Origin of the sequence: Calothrix sp. NIES-2100, assembly GCF_963875285.1 — a bacterium.
Classification (GTDB): domain Bacteria; phylum Cyanobacteriota; class Cyanobacteriia; order Cyanobacteriales; family Nostocaceae; genus Aulosira.
In genome coordinates this window covers 3,672,308-3,696,275 of sequence record NZ_CAWNLA010000001.1, presented here as the reverse complement: position 1 = coordinate 3,696,275, position 23,968 = coordinate 3,672,308, and the positions used below count along the sequence as shown (strand labels likewise).

The following is a 23,968-nucleotide window of genomic DNA, read 5'->3' as shown; positions in this document are numbered from 1 at the left end:
GGCGATCGCTATGGCGAAGGTAAATCCTTAATGGGTTTGGGTAATGTTTACTTATTCCTGGGAGAGTACCAAAGGGCGATTGAGTTCTACCAGCAGTCTTTGGACATATCTAAAGAAATTGGCGATATTCGAGGAGAAGCAAATACCTGGTTTAATTTAGGTGAAGTATTAGAAAACGTCAATCGAGAATCAGACGCGCTGGGTGCTTATCGCAATGCGCGTGAACTATATCAGACAATGGGACTTGATGCTGATGTGCAAGATTGCAACGATAAAATTGAGCGTCTTTCGCAACCAAAAGCACCTGTAGGTTCTCGGCGTGGGTTTTGGGGGTGGTGGCGGCGGTTGTGGCGTTGGGTTCGTGCTTGGTTTCGGCGGTGAAAAAGATATACGCTATAATCACTTGCAAGATTTCATAGAATTACTATGACAACTCCATTGCTGCCAACGCTTCATAATTTACCTCCTACCTTACTTTTAGAAGGTGCAATCAGCATTGAGTTGCAAGAGGGAATACCTATATTTAGAGCTTCTAATATTATCCAAAATCGCATTGCAGCTTTACTAACCAAACAGCAAAATTCTTCACTCAATTCCGAAGAAGAACAAGAACTAGATGGCTACGAAGAAATTGATGATTACTTGAGTTTTCTCAATCGTGTAGCTAGAAATCTTGTGTAAAATCCCGATAATCAAACAGTGTTAATACCAATTTAATGTGAAGTTGCACATATCTAGATCCCCCTAAATCCCCCTTAAAAAGGGGGACTTTAATAACTTTTACCCCCTGTTTTAAAGCTACGGTGTACACACATCTTTCTGCTAAGTGCAAAATGTGGTTTGATTCTTTTCCCCCCTTTTTTAAGGGGGGTTAGGGGGGATCAAAACGTTGTGGAGCTAGGTTATAAGACTTGTATGGCTACAGTGAACACACATATTTGTGCTAAGTGCAAAATGTGGTTTGATCCCCCTAAATCCCCCTTTTCAAGGGGGACTTTGATTCTTTCCCCCCCTTTTTTAAGGGGGGTTAGGGGGGATCAAAACGTTGTGGGGCTAGGTTATAAAACTTGTCTATACACCGTAGCCTTACAAAGGAAGGACTTTAAGAAAGTTTCTCTTTAAAAATGAGGTTTAGGGGTGATTAAACCCTGTATCTGCACACACACGCTATCAAACTGATTTAAAACTTGACTATTTGTAAACCTAATAATCTTTAAACCATAGCCTTCTAGAATTCTTGTTCTCTCCATATCATATTCCTGACTTTCATCTGTAAAATGGCTATCCCCATCAATTTCAATCACTAGTTGTAAAGTAGGACAATAAAAATCAACTATAAAATGATTAATTGGTCGTTGCCTTAAAACCCGAAATTGAAAATTCCTCAAATACTCATACCACAGCTTTCTTTCTGCGGGTGTCATATTTTTGCGAAGTTCTTTTGCTCTTTCTATCAGCTTTGGATTATAAGGTAAATAAAAATCGCTACTTTTAAGATTGTTTGTCATAGTCTATAGTGTTTATCTCTGTATAGCAATTTTTTATGAGGCTGCATAGAATTCGATCCCCCCAACCCCCCTTAAAAAGGGGGGCTAAAAGAGTCTTGAAGTCCCCCTTTTTAAGGGGAGCCACTGCGCCCTTGCGGTTTCCCGACTTGTAGCAAGTGGCGTGGATTTAGGGGGATCGAGAAATTTAGAAGGCGAAACGAGTAGTTTGAAAACACGCCCTAGTCTTTGCTAGTAGGTGTAACCGTGGTTTGACGCTCAGGACGTTTGCGTAGGCGTAGCCCGTCGTAGACATCGCTTTTGCGAGTACCTCCAGCCATTTGATATTCGTGGCTATTGTTACCGAATTTATAAGCAATACCACCCAAGATTTTCTGAGAATAGTCTGCTAAATCTTTTTCATCTTCGATAATCTGGGTTAATAAATTATCGATAGTGGAGAGTGTGCGATTGTATGTTTTTAGAGATTGTCGCAGTTTTTCAATTTTTTTAGTATAATTTTGGACTGTCAACCCTTCTCCTACATCTAGGCTGGAATTAATAGATTCAATACTAGCTAGACGTTTTTCAGCGTTGCTCAGAATACGTGAACTACGTTTAATTCTTGCCATAATTTGCACCCTATTGCCAAATTTTTGCTAAATCTATATTGGACAATGGTTGCAAAATTTGTCATACGTAAAATTGTTGATTTTTCGGAAAAACACCAAAATTTCAGTAATTTATCCCAATTTATAATTACAAAACTCTAAAAGCCGCTAATTTCTAGGGTTTAAATCTGTTGGCAAATTTTAAACCACCAGTCTGTTAGTGTTAACCTCAAGGCGAAATTTACTACAGACTACGCGAAACACGGAAACGTCAACCCTGAAGTTGATTCCGGGTACGCGAAACACGGAAACGTCAACCCTGAAGTTGATTCCGGGAACCCTGAAGTTGATTCTGGGTACGCGAAACACGGAAACGTCAACCCTGAAGTTGATTCCGGGAACCCTGAAGTTGATTCTGGGTACGCGAAACACGGAAACGTCAACCCTGAAGTTGATTCCGGGAACCCTGAAGTTGATTCCAGTAAAACAACACAGAAAAACTTATCAAAATGTACTAAGCTCTGAAACAAAAGAACATAATTTTGTTTATTCCTGCCGACTTACTTAGTTATCATTTTACATATCGTCATTCCGACCGATTTCTCTCTCCAAAATTTCCTTGATGACTTCTGGAATTTCTTTGTTCAGTTCTACAGCTTGCTGTTTTAATTTTTCGTATATACTAATATCTTCTCCCTGCCAAATTAGATCTACTCTTCTTACTTGTCGCATGGCTATATGTGTATAGTTTTCAGGATAAGCCCAGTAACAAGATAAACAGATAGACTTATCTTTAAGATTATTCCAGTTTTGACAATGCTCACATGACCAAGATTTTGCTCGGTTGGCAGAACCACAAAGCAGCATAAAGTATTCAGGTAAAAGTTCCGGTTCCCCATCCACTTCAAAAGGAACACGGTGATCAATCTGTAATTCACGCTCATCTACTTCTTCTAAATAAATAAAGCATTTACAGCCATATCTTTTAATTAATTCGTCTTTCAATTGTTTTGATAGACCAGTTCTACCAGAGAAACGAGAGAATCTAGCTTTACTAATATCGCCAAATTTATAAGCAGCGATTCTTCTACCATCGCTTCCTGTAACACGGAAAGTTTCTAGAGGAATTCCATGTTCTCTCACATCTCTTGCTGCTCTTGGAGGATGATTATAGCCGTATGTATTCTTGAGTTCTTCTGTAGTTACGAAACCATGTTGCAAAATGTGATCAATAACAGCTTTTGGTCTTTTGGCAGTCACAGATTGACAAAGTTGAATGAAATCATCAGGTAGCTGCTGAGAACTGTCCATGCTTCTCCAACACCATAAGCTGTTTGTATGACTTGGTAATATAGCTTTCTATTTCTGACTTTTGATGACGAATTAAAGCTGGTGATAAATACAAAAACTCTATCGTTATTTCCTCTTTACCTAAGAGTGTTGCTTGGGATGATCGCCCAACTTCAATTTCTATCTTTCTCAGACCTAATTCTTCTGGTAAAGTGTTACCGAAAGTTTTATTTCCTCGTTTGCCATCATAACTAACTGCAAACGCGACTCTTTTGCGATTTAAATCTTCAAGAGCTAAAACGAAATCATCAAAACTTACTCCAGCCAAATATCTTGTATCTCTATTGCCACACACACCTTGATAAGGTGGATCTAAATAGACAAAATCACTTTGTTTAACTGTATATAAAACTTCTCTATAATCTAAACAGGTAAATCTACACTTATTTTTTAGCAGATGAGAAATACCCTCTATATTTTTTCTCATTCTGTCAGGCTGAGTTCCCTTTCGCCTTTTATCAGGGCTTTGATTGAAAAAACCTTCAGAGTTATATCGAACAGACCCTTTAACACATCGAGCCAACAGATAGAGAAAAATTTGAGGGTCATTAGTGGTATTAAACTGATCTCTGGCTTGATAGTAATGTTCTAATGAATTACTATGCTGCTCATTCCAGATATTTGCATAAGCATTTGCTATTTTTTCAGGATTTTCTACGATTAATTCTAATAACTTAATTAAGGGTTGATTTAAATCATTGAGCCAAAAGTTTTGAGTACTTTTTTGAGCAGAGGCAGCAATACTAATTGCGGCAGTTCCGGCAAATGGCTCTACTAATCTATCTACAGTTTTAGGCAGAAATTTGAGAATATCTGATGCAAGGTTTCTTTTACTACCTTGATATTGCACCAGATGTGGGAGGCTTACCATTTTAAGTAAAGAACAAATTATTTTAATAAGCTTATCATAAGCCTTAAGTATATGTAGTCACCCCACCCCCAACCCCCTCCCCGCAAGCGAGGAGGGGGCTATGATGTACCTCATGTGATGAGGAAATCCTATAATAGGTTTTTACCCATTACCTATTACCCATTACCCTTTACCTATTTGCCAAATATTGATACATCAGCCAACGCGCATCTACTTCGGCTTGCGCTTGTTCTAGGAGTTGTTTGGCAACTTCTGGCTTACTTTTGGTGAGCATTTTGAAGCGATTTTCTTGATACATTGATTGCTCTACCGATTGCTTAGGCGATCGCATATCCAATTGCAGTGGATTCTTACCATCTTTTTGCAACTCAGGATTATACCGATACAGCAACCACCTTCCTGATTCTATCAGAGATTTTTGATGATTCATGCCTGTGGTCATGTTAATTCCGTGGGCGATGCAATGGCTGTAAGCAATAATCAATGATGGGCCGTTGAAGGCTTCGGCTTCTAAAAATGCTCTCAGGGTATGTTCATCTCTTGCACCTAAGGCTACACTGGCTACGTAGACATTTCCGTAGGTCATGGCGATTAAACCTAGGTCTTTTTTCGGCGCAGGCTTACCACTGGCGGCAAATTTGGCGACGGCTGCTTTGGGGGTGGCTTTGGATGATTGTCCGCCTGTGTTGGAATATACTTCTGTATCCATGACCAAGATATTCACATTGCGACCACTGGCTAAAACATGATCGATACCGCCAAAGTCAATATCATACGCCCAGCCGTCACCGCCGACAATCCAAACGCTTTTTCTGACTAGGTAATCTGCAAGGGCTTTGAGGGTTTGGATTTGAGATTTGCGACTTGAGTCTGTTTCAGTTGTGAGAATTTTATCTAACTTTTGTTGCAACAACTCTACTCGTTCCCGTTGTTCCCAGATGTCGGCTTCGGTGTGTTGCGTAGCGTTGAGGATGGGGTGAATTAGGTTATCGTCGATTTCTCCGCTGAATTTTTGCAGTAATTCGGCTGCAAATTCGGCTTGTTTATCTAAAGAGAGGCGGAAACCAAAACCAAATTCGGCGTTATCTTCAAATAAACTATTAGACCATGCTGGGCCTCTTCCTTGGGCGTTGGTTGTCCAAGGAGTTGTGGGTAAATTTCCGCCGTAGATGGAAGAACAACCGGTAGCATTGGCAATAACTGAGCGATCGCCAAACAATTGTGTCAATAATTTTAAATAGGGTGTCTCTCCACAACCAGCACAAGCACCGGAAAATTCAAATAATGGTTCTTGCAGTTGTTGTTGGCGAATTTGGTTGAGTTTGAGTTGTCTGCGGTCGGGATTGGGTAAATTTAAGAAAAAATCCCAGTTTTTGCGCTCTTGTTCCCTTAATGGTAGCTGCTGTGCCATGTTAATGGCTTTTTTCAATGGCTCAGTTTTATTTTTGGCTGGGCAGACATTTACACAAATAGCGCAGCCTGTACAATCTTCTGGGGCTACCTGGATGGTAAATTTCTGATTGGCGAAGTCCCTATCTTTGGCATCAACTGACTTAAAGCTGGCTGGTGCATTAACTAAATCACTTGGTTGATAAGCCTTGGCGCGGATGGCGCTGTGCGGACAAACCATCACACATTTACTACATTGAACGCAGACATCTTCATCCCATACAGGAATTTCTTCGGCGACGTTACGCTTTTCCCATTTGGTTGTACCTGTGGGGAATGTACCGTCAGCTGGTAGGCTACTTACAGGTAAATCATCACCTTCCCAGATCATGATTTTACCCAGAACTTCGCGGATAAATTCTGGGGCGTTATCAAGCTGTGTATTTTCGTTTTGGGATTTGGGCTGCTGAATGGTTTGGGGGATGTCTACTTTATGTAGGTTAGCCAGGGTGTTATCTACGGCTTGCAAATTCATGCGCACAACTTCTGCGCCTTTTTTACCGTAGGTTTTTTCAATGGCTTGCTTAATTTTGGCGATCGCTTCTGCTTGTGGTAAAACATTAGCTAAGGCAAAGAAGCACACCTGCATAATTGTGTTAATTCTACCGCCCATACCGCTACTACGGGCAACTTGGTTAGCATTAATCACATATAATTTCAGGTGCTTATCGATAATTTGCTGCTGTACCTTCACCGGTAACTGTTTCCACACCGTATCCGCATCGTATGGACTATTAACTAAAATCGTCGCCCCCGGAATCGCCGCTTTGAGAATGTCAATATTTTCTAAAAATCCCCAATGATGACAACCAATAAAGTTGGCTTTGTCAATTAGGTAAGTTGAGCGAATTGGCTGGAGTCCAAAGCGCAGGTGAGAAACCGTCATTGAGCCAGATTTTTTCGAGTCGTAGACAAAGTAGCCTTGGGCGTAGTTGTCTGTTTCCTCACCAATAATTTTGATAGAGTTTTTGTTAGCGCCGACTGTTCCATCAGAGCCTAAGCCGTAGAACATCGCCCGGACAACGCTATCAGGTTCGGTGGAGAAGTTCGGGTCAAAGTTCAGGGATGTATGGCTAACATCGTCATTAATACCGATAGTAAAGTGATTTTTCGGCGTAGGTAAGGCGAGGTTATCGAAAATCCCCTTCACCATCGCCGGGGTGAATTCTTTTGAGGATAAACCGTAGCGCCCGCCGATGATTTTGGGAGAGGGTGAGGAAGACACGGAGAAAGGGAGACGCGGGGACGCGGAGAAATTAATCTCCGCGTCCTGAAGTCCCCGCGTCCCCCTGTCATTTCCCCATCCCTCATGAATTGCAGCTACCACATCTAAATATAAGGGTTCGCCGGCGCTACCTGGTTCTTTAGTGCGGTCGAGGACAGCGATCGCTTGTACAGTATTAGGTAAGACTGCTACAAATCTTGCGATATCGAAGGGGCGATAAAGTCTGACTTTTACCACACCGACTTTTTCGCCTTGGTTGTTGAGGTAATCTACGGTTTCATGGACGGTTTCACAGCCGGAACCCATGATGACAATGACACGTTCGGCATCCGGTGCGCCATGATATTCATATATTTGATAATACCTGCCCGTGCGATCGCCAAATTGATCCATCAGCCGTTGCACAATGGCGGGGGTGGCGCTGTAATAAGGGTTAGCACCTTCACGAGATTGGAAGTAAATATCGGGGTTTTGGGCTGTACCCCTGAGTACTGGACGGTCTGGAGTCAGGGCGCGGCTGCGGTGAGCTAAAATGAGATCGTCGTTGATGAGCGATCGCAAATCATCATCTGAGAGTAATTTTACTTTCTGCACTTCATGGGAGGTACGAAACCCATCAAAAAAGTGCATAAACGGAACTCGCGCCTCTAACGTCGCAGCATAGGAAATCAGCGCAAAATCGAGATTTTCCTGCACCGAAGCCGAACACAGCATAGCAAAACCTGTCGCCCGTGATGCCATCACATCACTATGATCGCCGAAAATAGACAAAGCGTGGGTAGCTAACGAACGTGCAGCAACGTGAATTGTCGTACTTGTTAATTCCCCAGCGATTTTGTAGAGATTGGGGATCATTAACAATAAACCTTGGGATGCTGTGAAAGTTGTACTCAGGGAACCCGTTTGTAACGCCCCATGTACAGCACCAGCAGCGCCACCTTCACTTTGCATCTGCACCACACTGGGAACCGTACCCCAAAAGTTAGGACGATTTTCCGCCGCCCAAGCATCAGCCCATTCACCCATTGTTGAGGAGGGGGTGATAGGATAAATCGCAATTACTTCATTTAATTTGTAAGCAATCCGGGAAACAGCCTCATTCCCGTCGATAGTAGCAAAGGTTTTGTTCATCATTGACTCCTGCTTTGTCAGCCAGATGCGAAGATATTCTCATTGCTCTGTAGAAGGGCATAAACACACTTTAAGAGTCCATTATTTTGGACTCTTTACTTCCAAGCATTTCCAACTAGGTTTTATTTATAACTGCCTGCTACTCAAAATTAGATAAATGCCTGGATAGAAGAATTAGAGTTAAGGAATACCAGGTAATAAAATTTTTCAATATTCACTTTTAAAGAACTATTTTCTGCCTAAATTTCCATCATACTTTATCAACTAAATAAGTCTGAAGTATCAAAGATAAAGGATGAAAAATCAGTACATGAAGCACTTATACTGAGGAAAAACTTAAAACTTGTCAATATTTCCACCCTATCTCTTTATGGATAGTTAATTTCATACTTCATACTTCATCCTTCATCTCTAATTCTTGTATTATTATCCCACAAGCTATTCTGTGTAAATTTATATATATTAATCCTGTACTCAAGAGGCTCAAAACCCTTGGGCTATGCATTTCCGGCAAATTATTGATGATTTAGGGGGTAGAGGTTCGAGAATTAATCAGATAACTTTCGGAGTGGGCGCTGCTCAGACATCCTCTAAAGACAGCACCATTAACTTATGCTTAAAAGCATTCTATTTTTTTCTCATCTAAGTATCCTTTTGTTGGGCTGTAGACATCAATGAATTGGCCTTAGGGAACTCCAAAAAATAAATTATGCCAAATTGTAGGGGCGGGGTTACCCATCATTGGTGTCAACTTAACATGAAACCCTTGCCAAGATGTGATTTGATACAAAATCACGTACCACCAATATCCGCGCTACCCCACCCCAGTTTTGCTGACGCAAAACGTCCCCTCCCCGCTTGCGGGGAGGGGATTGAGGGGTGGGGTAAAATGCCTGTGGAATAAGCGTTTTGACTTAAGTTGACACCAATGGGTTACCCCGCCCCTACGAGTTGCGGGTTTGGTAAGTTAATGATTGGAATATTTTTTTATTTGGAAGTCCCTTAGCGTTCGCGTAGCGTCTCGTAGAAAAGCGGGGCGGAACACAAGTCACAATTAACCTCGCCTCCAGGCATTTTTCCTCATCTCAGTAGAGCCGCAGTATGGACAATTCACAGGGGAGCATCCCAGTTGTTTGTAATTACTGTCATTGCGAGCGCAGCGTAGACGCGGAGCGGCTTCTCTCCCTTGAACGCTACGCGAACGCTCCATTTGCAATGACATTGTGTAATTAATTCTGTCTGGTTACTTATGCGGCTTAATTGGAGCAATTCAAGCTAAAAATTGGCAAGCATTTGTTCAATTTCTGTATCAATTAACTCATCAACTTCCGCTAAAATTTGCTCTAAAGCATCGCTTTCTAATTCTTCTAGTTTGTGAGCCTCTACCAATTCGCTTAGTTCAGCAATTGTCGAGCATTCAAATAAACTACGCAACGGTAACTCTAGAGAGAAGGCTTCGTTAACCCGATTTAAAAGTTGCATCGCTAAGAGCGAATTACCTCCTAATTCAAAGAAATTATCGTAGATACCGACTTGTTTTAAGTTTAAAACTTCAGCCCAAATAGAAGCTAGTAACTTCTCGATAGGGTTGCGGGGTGGAACGATATTCACTTCAATATTGTTGATTAACACACCCAAGCGATTTAGAGCCAGACGATCAATTTTACCGTTGGGGGTGAGGGGTATGGTTTCTACTTGGAAGAAAGTAGAAGGTATCATGTACTCAGGCAATTTTTGCTTGAGGAAGCGACGCAGTTCGCTATTATCTACATTTTGCTGTTGATGAAAAACGATGTACGCTTGCAATTGCTGAGAATCTAATTGGTCATTGTTGGCAATAACCACACACTCTTTTACTTGTGGATGTTGACTTAGTACTGCTTCTATTTCTCCCAATTCGATGCGGAAACCGCGAATTTTTACTTGATGGTCAATGCGACCAATAAATTCAATCGTACCATCGCTTCTGTAGCGGGCTAAATCCCCTGTTTTGTACAAGCGGGCTGTTGGTTCATCGCTAAAAGGGTGAGAAATAAACTTTTCGGCTGTTAATTCTGGACGGTTGAGATAACCTTGTGCCAAACTATCACCACCAATGTGCAGTTCACCTTGTACACCCACCGGTACTGGTTGTAAATTTTGGTCGAGAATATAAATCTGGGTGTTAGCAACGGGACGACCAATAAATAGTGAAGCAGCTGTTTGTTGATCTAAACTCAATTGAGAACCGTAGATTGTAGCTGTAATCGTCGCTTCAGTAGGGCCGTAAGCATTTCGCCAACTAACGTTACTACCTACTTGCTCTTTCCAAGTTAGAAATCGCTCTAATGAAACTCTTTCGCTACCAACAATTAACAAGCGGACATTTTGTGCCCAACTAATTTGAGGCATTTGGGAAACCCACTCTTGCCAATATGTCACTGGCAGGTTTAAGACAGTCAAGTCTTGTTTTTTGACAAATTGCACAAAGTCTGAAATGCTAAATATTTCTTCTGGTCGCAGTACCAAAGTTGCGCCACTCAACCAAGTAGGGAATATTTCCTCAGCCGCTACATCAAAGCTAAAGCTAGCAAATTGGAGAATGCGATCGCTCGCTTTGAGTTCATAATTTTTAGCTATGGCGTAGTTATGGTTGACTAAAGCTTGGTGGGGAATAAGTACTCCTTTTGATTTGCCTGTAGAACCTGACGTATAAATCACATAAGCTAAATTCCCAGGCTTAACACTACTAAAGGGATTCGCAATTGGTTGCCGTGAAATCACTTGCCAATCGGTATCTAATTTGACTAATTTGGCGGCAGATGGCGGTAGTTGACTCACTAAGTTAGCACTTGTCAGTAACACCGAGGCTTGAGAATCAGTTAGCATATGAGCCAAGCGTTCTTGAGGATAAGCCGGGTCTAGGGGTAGGTAAGCACCACCAGCTTTGAGAACACCCAGCATCGCCACCAACATTTCCAGGGAACGTTCCACGCAAATACCCACAAGGACTTCTGGTTTGACACCTAAACTTTGGAGGAAATGCGCTAATTGGTTGGCACGGTGATTTAACTCTCGGTAAGTGAGTTTTTGTTCACCCAATTCCACTGCTACAGCATTAGGAGTTAATTGTGCTTGTTGCTCAAATATTTGATGAACACATTGATTTCGGTCATAGTCGGTTTGGGTTTGATTCCACTCAACCAAGATTTGCTGGCGTTCCGTTGCTGTTAGTAAGGATAATTGCGAGAGTGATGTTTGGGGACTGGCAATAATCCCTAACAATAAGGTTTGGTAATGCCCCAGTATGCGCTCAATAGTCGCCGCATCAAACAAATCTGCATTATAGTCGCATTCCAACAGTAGCTCACGATCAATCTCAGTCACATTTAAGCCAAGATCATAATCAGCATAGCTGATAGACTGAGGTAACAAGCTGCTTTCTAAAGCATACATTTGCGGAATGGCTACGGGGCGTTCCAGATTAAAGGTAGCATTGATGCTGTTAACTCCCAGCTTGTCAATCAATTTAGCGAAAGGATAATCTTGATGTTCGTAGGCATCTAACAAAATACTTTTGCAGGCTTTGAGATGTTCAACAAAGGTGACATCGCCGATAATTTGAGTGCGTATTGGTAGCATATGGCTGCAATAACCCACCAGTCTCTCGCTACCTTCCAGAGAACGCCCAGCGGCCGCAATACCGATGGTGAGGTCGTCTTGGTTGGTTAAGCGATACAGTAAGGCTGCGTATGCAGATAACAGCGTCATAAATAAGGTGCAACCGTTTTGCTTACCGAGTTGTTTGATGGCAGCACTGACATTAGCGTCAAGTAATAACTGTTGTCTGCCACCTTGATAAGTTTTGACTAGCGGACGCTGACGGTCTGTAGGTAAATCTAAAACTGGAACTGGGTTAGCAAACTTCTGTAACCAATATGATTCATGGGCTTTCATCTCTTCTGTTGCACAGAATTGGCGATGCCAGTCGAGATAGGAACTAAATTGCATTGCTGGTTCCAATTGGCAAACATGACCCTGACACTTGGCTGAATACAATGCCATCATTTCTTGCAAGATGACACTGATTGACCAGCCATCGGTAATGATGTGATGGGCACTAACTACTAGTAGATGTAAATGTTCTGCTAATTTCAGAATTCGCACCCGGAACAAAGGCCCATTGCTCAGGTCAAAAGATTCGCGGCTGTGGTTTTGTAACCACTGGTTCACTTGTAACTGACTATCTTTGACATTTGAGAAATCAATTACGGGAACGTCTATTTTCAGTGATGGTAATATCTCTTGAAAATCGCCTTGACTGCTGATAGTAGTGCGTAGAGCTTCATGCCGTTGCACAACTTGCTGCACGGCTTGACGCATAGCAGCTAAATCAAAAGTACCCTGTAATTGAATATTGAGGGAGATGTTATAAGCAAGAGAGCCATTGTCACCCATTTGCGCTAAAAACCACAGCTGCTTTTGGGCATCACTCAAGGGAATTTTGAATGCTTCTTTGACTTCTGGCTCGATAGTATCTTGTACTTTCAAAGATACAGCACTGTTTACACGCTCTGATGTTTTAGGTGTTTGCGGCTGGTCTGTTGATAACTTGGGACTTTTGGAAAAAAAACCCGCAGCTTGCAATTCCCGTACACTATCTTTAACTGCTTGAATTACATAATTCACATCTTCATCTGTATGTGCAGTAGATAGAAAACAGGTACGTCCTTCCCAAATATAAACGCCTTTTTCAATTAAGGAATAGTACAGCAAATCCATTTCTAAAGGCTGATAAAGATAACTGGAATTGCCGGATAAAGTGAAGCGAAACAGTGAACTAAAATGTACTATCCGCAAAGGCACATTTGCTTGTTCAAAGTAATTATTGAGTGTGGCAGCTAAATTAGATGTGCGTTGATTTAATCGCTCCTGTAGAGCCGCTCCTTCAGCTTTGAGGTGTAAAAGTGTAGCTCGTGTTGCTGCCATCGTCAATGGATGCTTGGAGAAAGTACCAGCAAAGAATGTTGTTTCTACTTCAGGATAAGAATCATCTCCATAGCTCCAGAAACCACCGTCGATTTTATCCATGTAGTCTGCTTTGCCAGCGATGACCCCGATGGGCATCCCTCCACCAATTAATTTACCATAGGTAACAATATCTGCATCAACACCAGACCATGCTTGCGCGCCACGGGGATGAACGCGGAAACCTGTGATTACTTCATCGAAAATCAAGGCAATATCTAGTTGTTCTGTGACTACTCGCAGCTGTTGCAGAAATTCTTTGGGTTGTAAATCGGGTTTACGGCTTTGTACAGGTTCAACCAAAACAGCTGCTAATTCATGGGCATGAGTTTTAATAATCTCAAGTGATTCAGGAGTACCATAAGTTAGCAGTAAAACATCATCAACCATATTTTGCAGCACTCCCGGAACCATTGGTTGTGCTGGTAATTTTCCGTCTTCAGAGGTTTGGGGTATGGCTAAAGTACCGTCAAAGTGTCCGTGATAAGCACCTTTGAAGATAGCAATTTTAGCACGACCTGTGGCTGCACGAGCGATACGCATCGCTGTCATCGCCGCTTCTGTACCGGAATTACAGAAAGTGACTCGTTCCATTCCCGTCATTTCGCAGATTAAAGTGGCTACCTCACCTGCAAGTTTTGATTGGGGGCCGATTTGTGTCCCTTGCTGAATTTGATTTTCTAGGGCTGCGGTAATAAAAGGAACATTATGACCAAAAAGATGTACGCCAAAACCCATAGAAATATCTATGTACTCATTGCCATCAACATCCCAAATTCTCGAACCTTGAGAGCGATCGCCAACTATAGGGTACAGGATTTCTTTAGTTTCCGGGCGGAATCCTATTGTAGCTCTTCTATCGGCGAGGACTGCGCGATAAGATTGCGATCGCTGTTTGGATTTTGCTGTACGTTTGGTATAGCGTGCGATTAGAGAATTTAAATATTGTTGTTGTTGTGGCGTCAAGGTTTTGGCTTGGGATTGTTCAACTCGCCAGAAAGAAGAAGGTGAATCAGCTTTTTTGACTGTAGATGGGTTTAATTCTTCTAATTTCAAGTCAGGTATTATTTGTACTACTGAGTTAAAGACAGAATTTGCTGCTTGATTTTGGCTAGGAGAAACAGTTGAATTAGTTGATAAATTTGAACCACGCAAGATTTCCAATTGTTGAGACATCAACTCAAACTGCTGCCGCAGCACTGTTTCTACTAATGTTTCCGATTTCTTTTCTGAATCTTGAAAGTTTTGGAGAGGCTGTAGATTGATTGGCATTGCTGATGTTTCTTGCTCTGGCAACTTCAGTGGTTCTAGTTGGACATTTTCCTCAATATAATTAGCCAATGCACTCAGGTTAGTTAATTCTTCAAATAACTGTCGAATTGTAATTTTAATATTGAAAGTATTTTCAATCTGACGAATTGCATCAACTAAAACAATTGAATCAGCACCCATTTCTAGAAATGGTACTTGCACATCCACTTCTTCAGGTTCACATTTGAGTAGTTCGGCAATAATTAAACGTAATTTTGCTAAAGTATTTTGGTTTTCAGGCGATTCGTTAGTAACTAGAGAGTAAGAATTATCAGTGCTAAGAGTATATGTGTTCATATTTTTTGATTATTTGTTGTTTCATGAGCAACTAAGTAAGTCGGTGGAAAAAAACCAAACTATGTTACGAAACGTAAATTGGCTTGAAACCCTTACCAATGACAAATGACAAATGACAAATGACAGTCCTCGCCAGTTATGTTTAATTGCACCGCCCTACTTATAGTCATCCGTTTTGATTATTGGCGTAGACCGGGAGTAGGAAATCAACCCTTGCGATCCCTAGGGAGTTTGTTCAAAAATCAAATAGGAGTCCTATATCTTATGTCTCTGTTTTGATAGGGCTAAAGAATTTAAGTTATGCAGCTATCGGAGTCCGATTTGATTTCGGCAAAAATCTAAGTATCTGTAGTGACGTGACCAGGCTAAAATGATGCAATAGAAAATGTTCGTAGTTGCGCTTTAGCGGCAAAAAAAAGCATGAAAAATTTACTGCGATCGCCTACTTTTGGGAACAAGCAAAGTATAAAAATGTTTGCAAGCCTTACGCTTTAACAATTGGTTTAAAGTTGTCTCTAATGCACCAAGGCAAATTATCACGCACCATTGCATTTAAAATGATTAACAGCGATCGCACTGTCAAAGCAATATCATCATGGTGCCGTATTTTAAGTTAATGCACCCAAAAAGAGCGATGCCTATGGCGGGCTGCGCCAACGCACTTTTAAAAAAACCAATCACCCATCTACGCAAATCCACGTAGGGTGCGTTAGCAGCGAGAGCGATCGCACTGTGTAAGGGAAGTAAAAAATCAGATTGATCGCTTTACCATCGGGGCGATCGCACTCATTCATCGAAAAGGCGATCGCATTCACAACCAACGTGATCGGGTTCTCTATCAACGAGTACTCATCCATAGACAAGGCGATCGCATTCATCACCAACGCGATCGGGTTCTCTATCAACGAGTACTCATCCATAGACAAGGCGATCGCATTCACAACCAACGCGATCGGGTTCTCTATCAATGAGTACTCATCCATAGACAACGCGATCGCATTCACAACCAACGCGATCGGGTTCTCTATCAACGAGTACTCATCCATAGACAAGGCGATCGCATTCACAACCAACGTGATCGGGTTCTCTATCAATGAGTACTCATTCACACACAACTAGATCTCATTCACAACCAACGAGGTGATTATTGACTGTAATTAATTTTGTGTGGTTACTTACCTAAATTTTATCATCGTATTGTAGGCTGTAATGGCAACTACCTTCGGTTTTTATGCAGTGATCTGGGGTTTGATAGCGCGTCGAGGTTTGGTCATAGGAGGATATGACTTGGGTTGGGGTTTGAGTACTCTTGGCTCAATGCGATCGCTAGAATATCTCTTATATTGTAGATGGCAATCGGATGAAGTTAATCGATCGCATTGTGTCGGATGAGGTTTTAGATCCGGCGTTGCAAAGGATGTGTGAGAAACGCGCCCACCATCATTTTATAGCTATTGCCAGGAGTGTTAGGACATTTTCAAAGCGTGAATGCAAGTCTAAGCAATAGTTTAACGTGAATTCGGCGGAACCTCACCCACCCGCCTCCCTCTCCTCCCAGGAGAGGGAGGAGTAACAAAAAATTAGGCTTTTCGTTCCCCTCTCCTTTTAGGAGAGGGGTTAGGGGTGAGGTCAAAATCTTGTGCATCGAACTCACGTTAGTTTACCTCCTGCCTCCTGCCTCCTGCTATAATTCGGATGTTTGGCAGGTGCGGCGGTGGTGGCAGGAGAAAAAATTACTTATACAGCAGCTATTACGGGCAGGAACCTATCAGTTTTGGGAATTACGATTGTTTTGGGGTGAAGATGAGCGGGTGGAGTATTGGTCATCCTTGCGCCGACGCGGTGGAAGTTGCGGCGGGCAATTAAGGCGGTGAATCAGGTGATGAATGCGCTACAGGTGGAGAAACACCCCGATAAAACGTTTATGGGACGGATTGCACGGGGGTTTAATTTCCTGGGGTATTTCTTCTCTCAATTGGGGTTAGGGATGGCGATGAAAACCGTTGCACGGATGCAGGACTTGGTTTCTCGGCTTTATGAGCAGGGTGCGGATGTGTTCCGCATTGAGATGTATGTCCGGCGCTGGTGGCTATGGGTTAAGGGTGGGGTTCCGGGAAAGGTTGATTTTTAAAGGATGCGATCAGTCATATTGTATGCGATCGCACGTCAACGCACCAAACAAGAACCGCGCTCGCTTTACAGAAGGGGCGATCGCTCATCGTCAACGCGCCCTACATGAACCGCGCTCGCTTTAAAGGACGGGCGATCACTCATCATCAACGCACCCTACTCGCAAGTCAGGACGTAAATGTGCGTTGTATTGGAGATCTCTTTTCCGCCCATTTGCGCAGATGTACGTCCGTCATCATGATCCAAATTAACATCGTCAGGGGCTAGTCTCCCTCTGGCTGGATTTTCGCGCGCTAACATGTAGGTGCTTCTTCAGTACGCCCACTCCGCTCGCTGAGCTTCTCCCTCCCAGAGGAATTTAACTTTGCTGTTGGGGCGGTGATGTCTGGTTTCCCCTTCTACCGTTGTTACTTTCTGCCCAAGGGCTGGCATAGCTTGATCTGATTTGACACCTGGGGGGGGCAATACGACCGTAACTTGCATTACCCGCGCTTGCACCACTGTCTGGATCTGCCAATTCTCCTTTAACCGACGATGGAATAGTGCAGCAAAGCTTTCTATGCTCGCCGCAAGCTCTGGCTGTACCAAGGCAGATCCACTGCGCCCCAAACTATCCGCAACTATGCTGATCACCTTCACCGCCATCATCTTCACCTCTCCCAGCACTGCAGCCACCTGCTCTGGTGTGCAACCTGACAGTGTCCTGTGCTGCCAATTGCCCGTTCCCACGAGATACACACGCGTACTCGCCGTGATCGGCCGCGATACCCGCAATCGTCCTGCCACCGCCAGCCGTAGTTCCTCTACTCCCGCTGCCGCAAACGTGCAGGCTGGCTGTGCGCAGGGGCGGATTGTTACGATCTCTGAATCGAGCGTCTCGCCCCGCGTCTTTTGATTCAAGGCCTTTGCCTGCGCCAATGTGGGCGCGTCCTGTGCGCCGTCAGTCAAAAGGACGATGATGAGTTGGCGGTCGTAATTAGCCATATTGGTACCATTTCGTGACATCTTTCTTATACCACAGCCGTTTTCAGTGCATTTCCATAGCCAACCCAATAGGCTTCATACTTGTATTCGGGATACTGCCTGCCTTCCTTTTCTGCCGAAGCTTTCTTCGCGCCGTCTTTGTAGGCCAGATTAAATATCTCTCGGATCGCTTGATCTTTGGTCATCTTCTTCCCTTGTACCGACTTCAGTCCTGCTTCATATCCTTGCATGTATAATTCGCCCGTTGCCCAGCCCTTAGTAGCGTGGGCATTCGAGCCATCGGGTTTGGCCTTTATTAGCGATTTAAAATGAACTATCTGGGGATCGCATTCCAAAATTTGGGCAGGCAAGGCGGCAATGGCCACGTCAGCCTGTTTGATCAAATCCATCTGCTGTGTCATGGCTCTGGACCAATACTCGACAACGTATTGCCAGTAGTTATAATCAGTCATCCTAACCTTTAAGTCTTCGCGCCAAGACTTCTTCAAATACCGGGGATTGCATAGCGAGAGATTGATATTGGCGACACGCAAGTTATCGTTGGCTGTTTGCATTGCCCTTTGCGCCGCGCTTTTTTTCTGATGAGCCTGTGCCAAATCCTGCTGCAGCATCGCTTTCCTGTCTTCCACAGCCTTGGCGCTCTTGGCTGCTTGCGAACTGTCGATCGCTGCTTTCTTTTGAGCATTGAAAATGGCCGAATCGCGATCAATGTCTACACCGGTCGCGTGAGGTGTGATGCTTACCACGGCTTCCGGCTTCAGGTTGCGAATATAAATCTCACGATTCTTGATGACGCTACGCTCGTATTCGTATTTCCTGGCGAGTAGGCGATTAGAATCCTTGCCATCTCCTTCCAGCTTTGAGCGGGTTTGGCTATCAATACTATAATGATTGATCAATATGTTGTCAGCAGGGTTTATCTTGGCTAAATCAACCTTAAATTTTGCCCCGTCAGCTGTCTTGAACGGTTCGCCAGCATTGCCAAAAACGGCATTTTCCTTATCAGTGGAAGCCAAACTCAAGCCTCTCTGACCCGGTCCGCTCCCTTTCCACTGATGCATATACGCTAAAGCAATTTTGCGATTTTCTGGAGTATCACCGAAGGAAAACTCGATCTGGAGATAAAGCGCGCGCTCTTCTTGCGTGAGTTTTTGGTTGCGAAAATTCGTCGGATCAATGGTATCGCTCGCAACGTCCGTTGTGGCACCAATTAAATTCTGGGTTTTGCCTGTCAAAAATCCTTTTTCTTTGAAGCTCATCCATTGGTAGTATCCCTTCTCCATATAGGCGTACCGACGCGTCGGTTTTCTAAAATCATCCATGACATATTCGTTATGATCGACCAATTCTAGATGTTCCCCGTCTGACTTTCCTAGCTTTCTATAGACATCTCGAAAGACTCCCTTTGACTCGTCTTTTGGTATTTTGATCACATACAGAGCGTCGACACCTGTAAGAATTTTGGCAGTTGGCTGAGGTCCACCATCTTCAACCTTCCAAGTCTGATCAAGAATTTCTTCCGAATCCAACTTGACCGAAACCTTTGTCTTTAGCTCTGTAATCTTTTGTCTAATTAACTCAGCCTCTCTTAAAGCAATGATCTTAATAGCTACTGCATCATCCAAAATTCTCTGAATTTCATTAGGCTCCGTTAACATAGTGTTCAGCCACTTAGGATCAAGGTTAATGGCGATGAGGGAGCTGGCATAAGCACCCTTGACCTGTGATCCTTTTTGACCTTGACCAAGGCGATCCAGTTGGTCCTTATTTTTTAGCGTGGCAATTTTTTTCCTGATTTTATTCACCTTCCTCGCGAGATCGAATAATTCCTTCACGGCTGTTTTAAAGGATTCCTTTACAATGGTATCGGGGTCGTACCCAGACTTCACTCCTCCCACCCGTTGAACAATCGAGCGAGCAAAGTTACTCCGTTGCAAAGGGGGTGAATTGAAGGGCATAGTTTGAATAGGGGCCTTACCGAACGCCGCCGCAGGAGAAGCAAGAGCCAAGCTACCCATCTGCTCGGCTTCGCGTTCTAAACCCTCATCGTCATTGATGTCCACCCCACGCAATTGATGAGTTGGCTGCACCCTACCCCGCGCCTGCTGGACGACGTGCCAGGCTTCATGTGGTAGATGTTTTTCCTGCCCAGGCGCGAGGTGAATGTCAGTCCCCTGGGCGTAGGCGAGGGCGCTCAGTTGCGCGGGCTGGGATGAGTTGTAATGGACTTTGACGTTGTTAAGGGAGATGCCAGAAAGCGATTCGATGCCGGATTTGAGGTTGTCGGGCAGACCTGTTTGGTTGGGGCGTTGCTCATATACGTCTTGGCTTTGTCCTACCATCTGGGAAGCTACCCGATCTGGTTTCTTCTCGTACTTGTCCCCTGGCTCACCGATAGCCAATTTTGCCTGTATTGGTGATGAGTTAACAAACTTTCTCTGTACTGCCCCATTATCCTTAACTTCGCTTTCAAAAGCCGACATTCGTTGCACTGCTGACTGATTTAGTTCCTCGTTTTCATCGGTTGTAGATTTAGCTTGAATGGTTGACGACTTTTGGAAAAAAGGTGTAGATGGTGTCCTTTCTGCTGTAAAGAATGCTTGCTCTGGCGCAGCTCCAAAAAAAGGCTTTTGCGTCACTGGCTGATGACTCGTGCTTTTTTGGTTCTCGTTGGTTTTCATAAATTTCCCCTAAATATAAAAGTAATCTTGAGTTCCTAGTGCCATTCCACAATCAAAATCTCCTCCATCCACGGCAACTTCACCATACTCAGTCCCCAAGGTAAGCGACTCAGCAAAATATCGATCGCCTGTTGCTCAACCTGAAGCTTCCAGTTACCATCACCGTGGGTAAGCTTCCCTGCACGCTGCAAAAATCCCTCTCGCAGTCCATCCCTGCTGGTGCTTTTGAGAACTTCCCAGTAATTAATCACAGTTTGTAACAGGTTTTCCCCTTCAGTGAGGGCGGTTGTCGGTAAATCTAAGCCACGGGAAACAGGCTCATTTAATGGCCAGCCACAAAGCAGTTTGGGTAAGACTAGTTCGTATTCTGGGGCATCGGTTTGCTTGGTTGCTAAATAATACAACAGGTAAATTGCTGTTTGCTGTGCCAATTCATCCCGGAATGATTCCCCATCTAATAGCCCCACAGCATCCAGATAGAAAGTTAAAAACGGATGCAACAGCACAATTCCGGCTATGTTGACATACAGCCCCGCCGTTTCTTCTTCTGTCGATAAAGTTGAACCTCTAGCCCTTCTGGGGGGTATGCTCAAGGGATTGGTAAATTCTGGAGTACCGCCTTCTACCAGTTTTGCCGATGGCTGCTGTTGTGGGGTTGGTTCTTCTGTGGGTGTAGTCGTCTTTGTGTCTGGGGAAATAGATAGCAAAGTGGAGGTTTTGCCCTCATCTGGTGATGTCGCAGTTACTACAAGCTCTAGAGCATTGAGCCAAAGAGTTGTTTCGGTAATTGGTAACGTGGTGATAAGCTGACGCAGGTGTTGGCGCGGGTTCCGTTTCGCTATTTCCTCCTCCCCAGCTCCCGGTTGCCGAGCGGAGTCGAGGCGCTGCTCCCCTGCTCCCGGACACCGAGCGGAGTCGAGGTGCTGCTCCCCTGCTCCCGGACGCCGAGCGGAGTCGAGGCGCTGCTCCCCTGCTCCCGGTTGCCGAGCGGAGTCGAGGCGCTGCTCCCCTGCTCCCGGTTGCCGAGCGGAGTCGAGGCGCTGCTCCCCTGCTCCCGGACGCCGAGCGGAGTCGAGGCGCTGCTCCCTATCGCTGGCTTCGACTTCGCTCAGCCAGCTTTCGTCCCAACGCCAGTTTTGCACCAGTTGGGTGAGCCAGTTACTTGTCCAAGTTGCAGCTGGTAAGGGAGTTAGCGATGTGTTATCTGAGCTAATTTGCGTGAGGAGTAATTCCCAAGCCTGGTTTTCTAATTCCTGGCAGCTGCTATTACTCAGGCTCAAAGACTGCATTATTTGTTTAGCTTGCCCTAGTAAGGTATACCAATTTGTCCAAGCAGGTTGTAATTGCAATACTAATTGATGGCGCAAGGCTTCGGGGAATTGAGTAATAAATCTTTGCCTTGCTGCTACATTGTTTTTCAGTAATTGCCGCAGTGGTAATTGCCAAGCGGTTTCAGTTGTGATAAGGGTTTCCCAGCGTTGTAACCAAGTTTGCCAAGTTGTTGATGCTTGCTCGTCGGGTAATCTGCCCGATTCTAAAAAGTACAGCAACACTTGCCAATCTGTTTCTGGGGGGGTGAGGGGAAGTTGAGGCATACCCACTTGTTGCCCTTTAGTGGTCACATTTAGCACTTGGTTGTAAGCATTTAACCACAAAGCTCTTTGGCTGCGAGATACAGCATCAATACTAGTGCGTAATCGTTCCCAAGCAATTTGATTGAGATTGACATCAGCAGCCAACTCATCACTTTCCCCCCCAGCCCCCGCACGCCGAGCGAAGTCGAGGCGCTCCTCCCCAGCCCCCGGTCGCCGAGCGGAGTCGAGGCGCTGCTCCCTATCGCTGGCTTCTCTGCGAGAGGCTACGCCAACGACTTCGCTCAGCCAGCTTTCACCCCAGCGCCAGTTTTGCACAACCTGGGCTAGCCAGTTACGAGTCCAAGTTGCCCCAGGTAAAGGAGTGAGTGTTGTACCATCAGCACTGATTTCTGTAAGCATCAGTTCCCAAGCCAGATTTTCCAATTCCAAGAAGCAATCATTACTCAGGCTCAAGGACTGCATTAACATTCTCGCCTGTGCCAGCAAGTTGTACCAATTTGTCCAAGCAGGCTGTAACTGCAATAGCAGCTGATGCCGCCAGCTTGACGGAAACTGCGCCACCAGTCGCCGCCGCGCTGTTGGGTTGGTTGCTAGTAATTGCCGCATAGGAAGTTGCCAAGCGGTTTCATTTTGTATCACTGTTGACCACCGTGGAAGCCATTCTTCAGAGATTTCCTCCACAGGTAGGCGACCAGATTGTAAAAAATACAGTAATACTTCCCAATCTGCTCCAAAGCTTTCTGTGGCTGCTTCAGGCAACCTCTGCTGACTGACAATTTCCGCTCCCTGCTGCGGTGACTGCTCTTGTTCTGCTCCAGGGGTGTCAGTTGCACGAAGATTTACTGATGTAGTAGTTAGCACCTGGTCAAGCACCTCTAGCCAAAGCTTTTGTTCTTCCCTAGCAACTACTGCAAGAATCGCATCTAATAGGGACTGGGCTTCGACTGCGCTCAGCCCACCGGGATTGGGGACTGGGGACTGGGAATTATCTTGAGTGGATGGAATTTCGTCTGCATTCGCGGGCTGATTTTGCACAATTCCAGGTGCAGCAGTCCTTTCCCAAATATCCACAAGTTGGGTTAACCAATTACCCATCCATCTAGCCACAGGTAAAGGTTTGTTGGGAGCGTTATCTGCACCAATTTCCGCGAATAGCAGTAGCCAAGCTTGCCGTTCTAGGTAGCGCATCCCATCGCCAGCCAATCCTAAACCCTGCATGAGTTGCCTAGCTTGCCCTAGCAGAGCGTGCCAATTTAACCAAGTCGGCTGTAACTGCAATATCAACTCATGGCGGAAATTCTCTGGCAATTGCTCAATTAGGCGTTGCCCCACTACTGAATTATTTTTCAGTAATTGCCGCAATGAAGCTTGCCATGTAGTATTATTTTGCATAGCAGCCGACCACCGAGGCAACCATTCCTGCCAGTGTTCATAGGGACACCACCAAGGTAAACGACCATAGCACAGAAAGTAAAGCAACACCTCCCAATCAGCAGCTTTGCGGCTTTTGGTAATGGTTTGGGCTGGCGCTTCACCTAGCAATCGGTCTGTCAGGCGATCGCCTAAAGTCTCCCGTAAAGCAGCTAGCAAACTGTGTATAAATTCATCAGCTAAAAATTGGCTATCAATCGCCCCGATATCCACCACCACCCGATCCAGCCGCACTACTTCCTCATCCCCCACCAATTCGTCAAACAGCCGCGCCATTTCCCGCACACCCTGCTGCTGAAGCAAGCAGCTCATGTCTGACTGTAAACTCCAAACATCAGCTAATCGCCCGGTGTCGAGTTCTAATACAGTCCTTCCAATGATGTGGCGTTGTGTGTTCATGGTAGAGGTTTG

The 23,968-nt window shown here is 44.5% G+C and carries 15 protein-coding genes and 1 pseudogene; 5 read left to right on the top strand and 11 right to left on the bottom strand.

The genetic code is table 11. The features are described from left to right. The coding region (locus tag AACU32_RS15165; protein WP_339377921.1) for a tetratricopeptide repeat protein at window positions 1-381 on the top strand (381 nt) is incomplete at its 5' end. Window positions 382-426: 45 nt separating this feature from the next. Continuing rightward, complete coding sequence (locus AACU32_RS15160; protein WP_096600784.1) at window positions 427-681, top strand: hypothetical protein; 255 nt, start codon at window positions 427-429, stop codon at window positions 679-681. A 437-nt stretch (window positions 682-1,118) separates the two neighbouring features. On the opposite strand, the gene AACU32_RS15155 is transcribed toward AACU32_RS15160, so the two are convergent. The 8 genes and pseudogenes from AACU32_RS15155 to AACU32_RS15125 all read right to left on the bottom strand — a co-directional run bounded on the left by AACU32_RS15155 (window position 1,119) and on the right by AACU32_RS15125 (window position 15,845). Further along, window positions 1,119-1,508: an endonuclease domain-containing protein gene (locus tag AACU32_RS15155; protein ID WP_096600780.1), complete on the bottom strand. Its 390-nt coding sequence runs from the start codon at window positions 1,506-1,508 to the stop codon at window positions 1,119-1,121. Window positions 1,509-1,726: 218 nt separating this feature from the next. After that, entirely contained in the window at window positions 1,727-2,116 is a 390-nt protein-coding gene (locus tag AACU32_RS15150) for a hypothetical protein (protein ID WP_096600778.1), read from the bottom strand. Between the two features lie 555 nt (window positions 2,117-2,671). Continuing rightward, window positions 2,672-3,406, bottom strand: a complete 735-nt coding sequence (locus AACU32_RS15145) for an HNH endonuclease (protein WP_096600776.1) — start codon at window positions 3,404-3,406, stop codon at window positions 2,672-2,674. Continuing rightward, complete coding sequence (locus AACU32_RS15140; protein ID WP_339377920.1) at window positions 3,381-4,295, bottom strand: DNA adenine methylase; 915 nt, start codon at window positions 4,293-4,295, stop codon at window positions 3,381-3,383. Before AACU32_RS15140 ends, AACU32_RS15145 begins: the two co-directional genes overlap by 26 nt. A 190-nt stretch (window positions 4,296-4,485) precedes the next feature. Then, the gene (gene nifJ / locus AACU32_RS15135; protein ID WP_096608027.1) at window positions 4,486-8,121 is read right to left on the bottom strand and encodes a pyruvate:ferredoxin (flavodoxin) oxidoreductase; all 3,636 of its coding nucleotides are present in this window, start codon (window positions 8,119-8,121) and stop codon (window positions 4,486-4,488) included. A gap of 1,275 nt (window positions 8,122-9,396) precedes the next feature. Further along, a complete protein-coding gene (locus AACU32_RS15130) occupies window positions 9,397-14,736 on the bottom strand; it encodes a non-ribosomal peptide synthetase (RefSeq protein ID WP_096600772.1) in 5,340 nt (1,779 codons plus the stop codon). 484 nt (window positions 14,737-15,220) lie between these two features. Continuing rightward, window positions 15,221-15,325, bottom strand: a pseudogene (locus AACU32_RS40730) (IS110 family transposase); the annotation flags it as partial. An 88-nt stretch (window positions 15,326-15,413) separates the two neighbouring features. After that, on the bottom strand, window positions 15,414-15,845 hold the full coding sequence (locus tag AACU32_RS15125; protein WP_096600770.1) for a hypothetical protein: 432 nt from the start codon (window positions 15,843-15,845) through the stop codon (window positions 15,414-15,416). 100 nt (window positions 15,846-15,945) lie between these two features. On the opposite strand from AACU32_RS15125, the gene AACU32_RS15120 reads away from it, so the two are divergent. The 3 genes from AACU32_RS15120 (at window position 15,946) to AACU32_RS15110 (ending at window position 16,867) form a co-directional block, all read left to right on the top strand. Next, window positions 15,946-16,128 (top strand): hypothetical protein, encoded by a 183-nt coding sequence (locus tag AACU32_RS15120; protein ID WP_339377918.1) that lies wholly within the window; start codon window positions 15,946-15,948, stop codon window positions 16,126-16,128. A gap of 245 nt (window positions 16,129-16,373) precedes the next feature. Continuing rightward, window positions 16,374-16,610, top strand: coding sequence for a hypothetical protein (locus AACU32_RS15115; RefSeq protein ID WP_339377917.1), 237 nt, complete (start codon window positions 16,374-16,376; stop codon window positions 16,608-16,610). Window positions 16,611-16,618: 8 nt separating this feature from the next. After that, window positions 16,619-16,867 (top strand): hypothetical protein, encoded by a 249-nt coding sequence (locus tag AACU32_RS15110; RefSeq protein WP_096600768.1) that lies wholly within the window; start codon window positions 16,619-16,621, stop codon window positions 16,865-16,867. A 311-nt stretch (window positions 16,868-17,178) separates the two neighbouring features. On the opposite strand, the gene AACU32_RS15105 is transcribed toward AACU32_RS15110, so the two are convergent. From AACU32_RS15105 to AACU32_RS15095, 3 genes are all read right to left on the bottom strand, one after another. Further along, window positions 17,179-17,541 (bottom strand): hypothetical protein, encoded by a 363-nt coding sequence (locus AACU32_RS15105; RefSeq protein ID WP_339377916.1) that lies wholly within the window; start codon window positions 17,539-17,541, stop codon window positions 17,179-17,181. Between the two features lie 335 nt (window positions 17,542-17,876). Beyond that, window positions 17,877-20,531: an eCIS core domain-containing protein gene (locus AACU32_RS15100; protein WP_339377915.1), complete on the bottom strand. Its 2,655-nt coding sequence runs from the start codon at window positions 20,529-20,531 to the stop codon at window positions 17,877-17,879. 35 nt (window positions 20,532-20,566) lie between these two features. Beyond that, window positions 20,567-23,956, bottom strand: a complete 3,390-nt coding sequence (locus AACU32_RS15095) for a contractile injection system tape measure protein (RefSeq protein ID WP_339377914.1) — start codon at window positions 23,954-23,956, stop codon at window positions 20,567-20,569. Between the last annotated feature and the right edge of the window lie 12 nt (window positions 23,957-23,968).